The sequence below is a fragment of the Variimorphobacter sp. HTMS_6 genome (assembly GCF_059717775.1).
This window is the reverse complement of the sequence record NZ_AP046094.1, coordinates 2,465,001-2,470,000: the sequence shown is the minus strand read 5'-3', so window position 1 is coordinate 2,470,000 and position 5,000 is coordinate 2,465,001. Positions and strand designations below refer to the sequence as shown.

5 protein-coding genes and 1 rRNA gene (2 of these 6 cut by a window edge) are annotated in these 5,000 nt (G+C 42.1%); 1 reads left to right on the top strand and 5 read right to left on the bottom strand.

All coding sequences use genetic code 11. From position 1 onward, the window contains the following. Positions 1 to 2,127 (top strand): 23S ribosomal RNA (locus tag AC6IWN_RS11175); it begins 776 nt to the left of the window's first position. A 341-nt stretch (positions 2,128 to 2,468) separates the two neighbouring features. Here AC6IWN_RS11175 and AC6IWN_RS11170 read toward each other — a convergent pair. The 5 genes from AC6IWN_RS11170 to AC6IWN_RS11150 form a co-directional block, all read right to left on the bottom strand. After that, positions 2,469 to 2,819 carry a DUF4362 domain-containing protein gene (locus AC6IWN_RS11170; RefSeq protein ID WP_497987495.1) on the bottom strand — a complete coding sequence of 117 codons (351 nt, stop codon included), beginning with the start codon at positions 2,817 to 2,819 and terminating at the stop codon, positions 2,469 to 2,471. 196 nt (positions 2,820 to 3,015) lie between these two features. After that, positions 3,016 to 3,798, bottom strand: coding sequence for an ABC transporter permease (locus tag AC6IWN_RS11165; RefSeq protein WP_497987494.1), 783 nt, complete (start codon positions 3,796 to 3,798; stop codon positions 3,016 to 3,018). A 1-nt stretch (position 3,799) separates the two neighbouring features. Next, positions 3,800 to 4,561 (bottom strand): ABC transporter ATP-binding protein, encoded by a 762-nt coding sequence (locus AC6IWN_RS11160; protein WP_497987493.1) that lies wholly within the window; start codon positions 4,559 to 4,561, stop codon positions 3,800 to 3,802. Positions 4,562 to 4,622: 61 nt separating this feature from the next. Beyond that, entirely contained in the window at positions 4,623 to 4,820 is a 198-nt protein-coding gene (locus tag AC6IWN_RS11155) for a cysteine-rich KTR domain-containing protein (protein ID WP_497987492.1), read from the bottom strand. 4 nt (positions 4,821 to 4,824) lie between these two features. Then, positions 4,825 to 5,000, bottom strand: partial view of a DUF1048 domain-containing protein gene (locus AC6IWN_RS11150; protein ID WP_497987491.1) — the 3' portion only. It continues 163 nt past the right edge of the window; the window shows 176 of its 339 coding nt (coding positions 164–339); the start codon falls outside the window, past its right edge; the stop codon is at positions 4,825 to 4,827.

Sequence of the window (5,000 nt, the reverse complement as noted above, 5' to 3'; positions counted from 1 at the left end):
CATCTGTTGAAAAAGGTGGTGATGAGGTGTGGATAGGGGAGAAATTCCAATCGAACCCGGAGATAGCTGGTTCTCCTCGAAATAGCTTTAGGGCTAGCCTCGATATAGATTAACGGAGGTAGAGCACTGAATTGCCTAGGGGGCGTCAAAGCTTACCGAAGCATATCAAACTCCGAATGCCGTATAATTGTTTATCGGGAGTCAGACTGCACGAGATAAGTTGGGTAGTCAAAAGGGAAAGAGCCCAGACCACCAGCTAAGGTCCCAAAGTGCGTGTTAAGTGGAAAAGGATGTGGGATTTCGAAGACAACTAGGATGTTGGCTCAGAAGCAGCCATACATTCAAAGAGTGCGTAATAGCTCACTAGTCGAGAGGTCCTGCGCCGAAAATGTCCGGGGCTAAAACACGTCACCGAAGCTGTGGAATTACACTACGTGTGTAATTGGTAGAGGAGCATTCTTAAAACGACGAAGCGTTACCGTAAGGAGGCGTGGAGATTTAAGAAGAGAGAATGCCGGAATGAGTAGCGAGATAGAAGTGAGAATCTTCTAGGCCGAATATCCAAGGTTTCCGGGGTAAAGCTGATCTGCCCCGGGTAAGTCGGGACCTAAGGCGAGGCCGAAAGGCGTAGTCGATGGACAACAGGTTGATATTCCTGTACCTTATATAGACAGAACTGTGGGGACACGGAAGGGTAGGAAGAGCCGGGAATGGAAAAACCGGTTCAAGCACAAAGGTTAGTCTGGGAGGCAAATCCCCCGGATGTTACTGAAGTGTGATGAGGAGCGAATTTAAAGTAGTGAAGCTTCCGAACCCATGCCGTCAAGAAAATCCGCTATTGTTCTATGTAAGCCCGTACCGTAAACCGACACAGGTGGATGAGGAGAGAATCCTAAGGCCGACGGGAGAAGCATTGTTAAGGAACTCGGCAAAATAACCCCGTAACTTCGGGAGAAGGGGTGCCTACGCAAGTAGGCCGCAGAGAAATGGCCCAAGCAACTGTTTAGCAAAAACACAGGTCTATGCAAAACCGTAAGGTGAAGTATATGGGCTGACGCCTGCCCGGTGCTGGAAGGTTAAGGGGAGAGGTTAGGAGCAATCCGAAGCTTTGAACTTAAGCCCCAGTAAACGGCGGCCGTAACTATAACGGTCCTAAGGTAGCGAAATTCCTTGTCAGGTAAGTTCTGACCCGCACGAAAGGCGTAATGATTTGGGCACTGTCTCGACAATGCACCCGGTGAAATTGAAATACCAGTGAAGATGCTGGTTACCCGCGCCAGGACGGAAAGACCCCATGGAGCTTTACTCTAGCTTGATACTGGGATCCGGTAATGCATGCACAGGATAGGTGGGAGGCTGTGAAGTTGTAACTCTGGTTACGATGGAGCCACTGTTGGGATACCACCCTTGTGTTACTGGATTTCTAACATTCAGCCGTAATCCGGCTGGTGGACAATGTCAGGTGGGGAGTTTGACTGGGGCGGTCGCCTCCGAAAGGGTATCGGAGGCGCTCAAAGGTCTTCTCAGAATGGTTGGAAACCATTCGAAGAGTGCAAAGGCAGAAGAAGGCTTGACTGTGACACCGACGGGTGGAGCAGGTACGAAAGTAGGACTTAGTGATCCGGTGGTATAAAGTGGGATTGCCATCGCTCAACGGATAAAAGCTACCCTGGGGATAACAGGCTTATCACTCCCAAGAGTTCACATCGACGGAGTGGTTTGGCACCTCGATGTCGGCTCATCGCATCCTGGGGCTGTAGTAGGTCCCAAGGGTTGGGCTGTTCGCCCATTAAAGCGGTACGCGAGCTGGGTTCAGAACGTCGTGAGACAGTTCGGTCCCTATCCGGCGTGGGCGCAGGATATTTGAGAGGAGCTGACCTTAGTACGAGAGGACCGGGTTGGACGAACCACTGGTGCATCGGTTGTCATACCAATGGCATGGCCGAGTAGCCAAGTTTGGAAGGGATAAACGCTGAAGGCATCTAAGCGTGAAGCCCCCCTCAAGATAAGATATCCCATAGCATAAGCTAGTAAGACCCCTGGAAGACTACCAGGTAGATAGGACAAAGGTGGAAGTGCGGTAACGTATGTAGCTGATTGTTACTAATAGGTCGAGGGCTTGACCTTAAAAGGTTTACAGTAAAACGAACAAAACGTTCGTAATGGATGGAACATTTTCGTGTGTAGATAAAGTCAATTGAATAAGAAACAACTCAGCTCAAAGCTTAATGCTTTGGGTTTTTTTGTTGTATATAAAGCCATATTAAATATTATTGATGCATTTCTAGTAAAAGAATATTCAGTAGCAAGGTATAAATAATTATTTGTGAGGTAATCTTCAGGAACATTTGTGCATAGTTTTAATATTAAGCGCTGTTAGATAAAAATTGATACGGTATATTAAAGAAGGAGGAAATATCCTCCTTCTTTAAATGAAGTCATATAAAATTTGTAAACACTTTATGATTTTATTCTTGAAATATCCACTGTTCTTCATATTTCCCCGTTTCGTCTACAAGAATATAATCGTTTATTTCATTCTTTGTTATCTTTGTATATTCTCCATATCTTTTAGTTTTATCTGTACCAAAAAGGTCTCTTGTATTATCAATAGTGCATTTGATAATATTCCCATCAAAATCCAAATCAAAAAATCCGGGATCACCTTCTTTAGAATATGCTGTGATACGTATTCTATCTGGTTGTTTAATTTCAACATTCTTAATAAATGAATGGAACTTATCTGCATTTGCTAAACCACCTGCCCCCATAACTAAATCAACTACCTCACCGGCACTTTCCAGTATTAAAGTTCTCATTCATAAAAATTCTTTATCATGTTTTGTATGTTATAGCCACTTAAACCAGTACATCAATAACATTATCTAACACAGATTAATATTAATAAGCTCCTCTTAAAGCAGAAAGTAGAGTTAAACTACATTCTTTTAAGAGGAGCTTTAAATTAGGACATATCAAAGGTGATTATTAGTTAATGATGAAAGGTTATATAACTTAGGTTTTGCTAATTTGCTTTTTATAAGAACTCATAGTAAAAAGATAAGCTACTACCAGAATGACAAGACACCATGCAAGTGCAATCCAAATATCGTTGCCTACCGGCTTATTTGTCAAGAGGTTACGGATGCTATTTACAATAGCAGTAACAGGCTGGTTCTCAGCAAAAACTCGCACCGCGGTAGGCATCGTAGCAGTTGGTACAAACGCTGAACTGATAAAAGGAAGAAAAATCAATGGATAGGCAAAGGCTCCTGCGCCATCAGCTGATTTGGCTGACAGCCCGGCAATAGCAGCCACCCAAGTTAATACGAGTGTAAATAATACTAAGATGCTTACAATTGCCAGCCAGTTAAGTATACTTGCTGGAGAACGAAAACCCATTAAGAGCGCAGCCAAAAAGATGACGATCAAGGATAAGGCGTTGGAGAGTAAAGAGGTTAGCACATGTGCCCACAATGCGGAAGATGCTGAAATAGGCATTGAGTGAAGGCGGTCGAAGAAACCACTCTTGACATCGGTAAATAAACGAAGTGCAGTATAGGCAATACCACTGGCTATCGATATTAACAGAATGCCTGGTAATGAGTAATTAATATATTCAGCGGTACTCATACCGCCACTCATTGTGCCACCGAACACATAAACGAAGAGTAGCATAATTGCAATAGGGGTTAAGCACACCGTTATAATAGTGTCCATACTTCTGAATATATGTTTCATAGAACGCCCTAACATAACGCTCATATCATAAATAAAGTGATTTCTTTTGGTTTTCATATTATTTAGCCTCCTTATTAGAGATGATTGATAGAAAAATTTCTTCGAGTGTAGGTTGTTTTTCGACATATTCCACTTTTGTGGGTGGGAATAGCTTCTTTAATTCAGTCAGAGTTCCATTAGCTATAATCTTTCCTTGATGTAGTATAGCAATATGATTAGCCAATTGTTCTGCCTCCTCAAGATATTGAGTGGTTAAAAATACAGTTGTTCCGTTTCCTGACATGAGCTTGATTTCTTTCCAAACTTCTATACGTGCCTCTGGGTCAAGTCCTGTTGTTGGCTCATCAAGAAAAACAACTTTGGGACTACCTATAAGACTCATAGATATATCCAATCTTCGGCGCATTCCACCGGAATAAGTTGATACGCGGCGGTTTGCTGCCTCAGTAAGTCCAAAACGAGCAAGTAGTTCATCTGCAATCTGATTATAATTTTTAAGGTGTCTGAGTTTAGCAATTAAGATTAAATTCTCTCTTCCAGTTAAAATTTCATCAACAGCAGCAAATTGTCCGGTGAGACTGATGATTTTCTTTACCTGTTGTGGCTGATTTTTTACGTTGTAGCTACAAATATGGGCACTTCCACTTTCAAATGTGAGAAGAGTTGATAGGATTTTAATAATTGTAGTTTTACCCGCACCATTAGAACCTAAGAGTGCAAAAATTTCACCCGTTTTTACTGAGAAATCTACACCTTTTAGGACTTCAAGATCCTTGTAGGCCTTTTTTAATTCTCTTACTTCAATAATATTATCTTGCATATGAATTCCTCCTTATAATGGCTAAAAAAATAGAGCCGAAAACCTATGAGAAATCTCATGGCTATCGGCTCTGCGTCTTGGCGTCTGGCTCCTTAATTACTTTTGTCATACCATCTTGAACATTAATTAAACTTTCCTGTCTACATTTTGGACAAAAGAGCGGGAAGTTTAGTAGAGTGGTGTCCTCCCGTAGCATAGTTCTGGTCTTATTCCTACAAATAGGACAGAGTAGCCACTGCTTGTTTGTGCTTTTATTCATTCATTCACCTTCCAAGTTTGTTTGTCAGATCGTTATTTAATTTTTTACGATAGTTATCCGTCCACTTTTTCATATCATGCATGAAATCATCACAGAAACCTGCAACATCTTCTCCGGTCACATCAAGAACTTTCTTACCCTCCGCTGCACTGGATTCAAACAGTTCGATCAGTTCTTTCT